We start from the raw sequence: 3,742 nt of genomic DNA, 5'->3' as shown, positions 1-3,742 counted from the left end.
TTGGGGATTGACCGCGCCTATTTTAAACTGCTGGAGTGGTTCAACCAACAAGAAGTTTTATTACCCTTTAAATTACTGACCTTACTAGGAAGGAAGGGTTATGGATGGATGGAATATGTTGAAAGCTTATCCTGTCCAGATGAAGAAGCAGCACGTCGATTTTACCAGCGGGCAGGTATCCTTTTAGGTTTGATGTACATTCTAGAAGGAGTAGACTGTTTTTATGAAAATATGATTGCCTGTGGCGAGTACCCCCTTCCGATCGATTTAGAAGCATTAATGCACAACAACTTTAAACTCGATCGAAACTACTCAGAAAGCTACCAGATTAAACCCATTGACATCATCTGGTGGAATTCAGTATTTCGCATTGGTTTGCTCCCAACAATCCGACTGAGTGCAGACATGAAAATGTCTTATGATGTTGGTGGTTTACGGGACGCTGGACAACAAACTTTACCATTTCAATGTTCCGCTTGGCGAGCGGTTAATTCAGATGCGATGAAGCGAGATAGGGAATTTATGAAAGTAGATGTCAATAAGAGCGTTCCTTGCCTTGACGGTAACTATCTCCACGCCTCAGATTATACCGATGAAATCGTTTTCGGCTTCAAACAAATTTACCGCTTTATTCTGGAACGAGGAAGCGAATTAACTACTAAAAACGCTCCACTCGAACAGTTCCATCGGCAAAAAGTACGCTATATTCTTCGCAATACAAAATTTTATACATCACTGCTGAGATCCCTGCTAGAACCAGCTTATTTAAGAGATGGAGTCCTGCGAAGTATGGAAATTGATATTGTCTCCCGAATGTCTCTAGATACGGGTCAAAAAGCCATCTACTGGAATCTTGTTAAGTGGGAAACTGAAGCCTTAGAGCAAATGGATATCCCCTTCTTTACCTTGCAAACAGATAGCACAGCGATCGATTTACCCAATGGGGAAACGTTAACTGGTTTCTGTGAAAAATCTAGCTTAGATAATGTAATTGATAAAATCACTTCCTTAAGCGAACGCGACCTAAATACCCAAGTCCGCCTAACTGAAAGTATCCTGCGTTTAAGTGCCATTTCAGGCAAACACACCACTACAAAGAACTCAAAAAAACAACCAGAAATTGATGCCGGAGAAGTTCTGTCACCACCGGAACTAATTGCCGAAGCCAAAGCGATTGCAGAGGAACTCAAAGCACTTGCAATTTATGCTGATGATGGTAGTGCAACCTGGATAGCGCCGCAACTCCAAGCAGATCGATACATCCTTCAACCCCTACGACTCGATCTGTATCAGGGAGTCGCTGGTCAACTTCTTTTCTTAGCTGCTTTAGAGCAAGTCACAAGAGATGGTGGTTACAGGGAATTAATCCAAGCTGCGGCTCGTCCCTTAAAAGATGCGATCGCCAAAACACCCATGTCAACCCTAGTTAAAAATGGCTATTCCATTGGCGGCTATACAGGGATTGGTTCTCTCGTCTATGCCTTTACCCGCATTTCTGAGTTTTTAGACGAACCCACTTGGCTCGAAGATGCGAGCTCCGCCGCCTCTTTAATATCACCCAATTGGATTACTCTAGACAAAAATTTAGATGTTTTAGGCGGTGCTGCTGGAGCAATATTATCTTTGTTAACCTTATACCAAAAAAACCACGATTCTACACTTTTAGAAACTGCATTCTGTTGTGGCGAACATTTACTTGTGTCTTGCACTAATAACAGCCAGGGGTTTAAAGGTTGGCATAAAATCGGCACTAACTTTGTGACGGGCTTTGCTCATGGTGCAGCAGGAATTGCTTATGCATTGCTACGTTTGTACGAAGTCACTGATGATCGACGCTTTAGGGATGCCGCTCAGGATGCAATTACCTATGAACAAAGTATCTTTGATGAAATAGCCGGAAATTGGCCTGATTTTCGAGATGCAATGGAAACTAATAGTAACAAAAGATTTATGACAGCTTGGTGTAATGGCGCTCCTGGAATAGGACTGGCAAGAATTGGAGGACTTTCTGTTTTCAACACCGCTCAGATTGAAAAGGAAATAGATGTAGCGCTTGAAACTACCCGCCAATTTACTCGACAAGGGAAAGACCATCTCTGCTGCGGTAATTTTGGCAGAGTTGAAGTACTTATCGTCGCCAGTCAAACTTTCTCACAAGCAGATTTATCCCAAGTCGCAACTCAGCAAGCTTCCTCGATTGTCCGTCGGGCGCAACGACGAGGTTCATATCATTTATTTGATAAATTTTTGCCTGGAATCTTCCATCCTGCCTTCTTTCAAGGAACTTCAGGAATTGGTTATCAGTTACTCAGACTGACTTACCCTGATTTATTACCATCAGTTCTCATATTGGACTGATATGGGCGTTGCTTAATAATGGAATGATTTTAATAGTTTTGTGGAATGGGCATCTTGCCTGTTCCTGGCGGTGCGACCCGAAGGCGCACCTTGAGCGAATTTAATTCTTAATGCGGAAAGCGCACCGGATATTTTCGGGCGGGCAGGATGCCCACCCTACTCCTATTCATTCGAAGATTCAGCAACGCCATCGCTTTACCCATCGGTGAGACGAGCTTTTTGATGCCCATATATCCCCTCGTGGTAGATCGCACCATCGACACCCAGTAATCAGAAGGTACAACAGACTATTTAACACATGACGATAGGGCGAATGAGGCATTCCTTTACCCCGTTTTTCTGGGTCAAAGGGGAAGATATCTTCAAACAACTTCCATTCCAAATCACTTAACCCTTCGAAGGGCCCAGCCATAGAGTCATACACCCAAATCAACCAAGGAATAGACTACCACATTTTTAGATTAGTGGGATAGGTTCCTAGCAGCTGATCGGCCTTTGATGATTTCAAACATGCTGTATCAGAACGCTCTGCACTCACGACTTATCGAATTTTTCACAGGCTGAGAATACACTGATTCAAGATTACCATAGATCATTAATCGTTCTCACTTCTGCCTGGGTGTCGTTTATTCAATTGAAAATCACTTACGTGCAGCCAACTGTAAATAAATATACTAAACCAGGTAGACAGGAGAGCAATTTTTAGGGCAAGATTATTTAGTTCAGAATATTGTCAAATGTCTGTTGTTTCTACGGTCAGGGTTACTGTGCCCGGTACTACCGCTAATCTAGGACCAGGTTTCGATTGCATAGGCGCAGCGTTAACTGTGTATAACCAGTTTAAAGTCACTCGCCTGGAATCGGTAAATTTTGGATCAGTCAAGCTTAAGATTGACGTTACTGGTGTGGAAGCCAACAAGGTTAGTAGAGATGAGAGTAATCTTGTCTATCGAGCATTTGCAACGTTATATGATCGTCTGGGAAAAACTCCGCCTCCGGTACACCTAGAGATTGATTTGGGGGTGCCTTTGGCACGAGGATTGGGGAGTTCGGCCACAGCGATTGTTGGAGGATTGATTGCTGCAAATCAGTTAGCGGGTAAACCTCTTTCTCAGCAGGAGGTAATGGAGTTAGCGATCGCAATTGAGGGGCATCCTGATAATGTGGTCCCAGCGCTTTTGGGGGGATGTCGTTTGACCGGTCGAGGTTTGGTGATGAAACCCCAAACACCCCAAAAAAAAGAACAGGATTGGGTAATTTGTGATGTTGCTTGGTCTTCTGATCTGGTGCCGGTGGTGGCAATTCCCGATTTCGAGCTTTCAACACAGGAGGCACGGCAGGTGTTGCCTGATAGCTATAGCCGTGCTGATGCAGTTTTGAATGT

The 3,742-nt window shown here is 43.7% G+C and carries 3 protein-coding genes; 2 read left to right on the top strand and 1 reads right to left on the bottom strand.

The window, feature by feature from the left end; genetic code table 11:
• Positions 1–2,358 (top strand): type 2 lanthipeptide synthetase LanM family protein (locus F6K37_RS34590; protein ID WP_287255345.1); only part of this gene is annotated, 2,358 nt, incomplete at its 5' end.
• A 178-nt stretch (positions 2,359–2,536) separates the two neighbouring features.
• Here F6K37_RS34590 and F6K37_RS34585 read toward each other — a convergent pair.
• Positions 2,537–2,770, bottom strand: a complete 234-nt coding sequence (locus F6K37_RS34585) for a transposase (protein WP_287255342.1) — start codon at positions 2,768–2,770, stop codon at positions 2,537–2,539.
• Between the two features lie 325 nt (positions 2,771–3,095).
• On the opposite strand from F6K37_RS34585, the gene thrB reads away from it, so the two are divergent.
• The coding region (thrB, locus tag F6K37_RS34580; protein WP_287255341.1) for a homoserine kinase at positions 3,096–3,742 on the top strand (647 nt) is incomplete at its 3' end.

Origin of the sequence: Moorena sp. SIO4E2 (assembly GCF_010671945.1) — a bacterium.
GTDB lineage: Bacteria > Cyanobacteriota > Cyanobacteriia > Cyanobacteriales > Coleofasciculaceae > Moorena > Moorena producens.
This window is presented reverse-complemented; position numbering and strand designations above follow the sequence as displayed.

Bases quoted from the DNA above. Each gene is read 5' to 3' on its own strand.
- F6K37_RS34585 (WP_287255342.1), bottom strand. From the start codon at position 2,770: ATGGCTGGGCCCTTCGAAGGGTTAAGTGATTTGGAATGGAAGTTGTTT.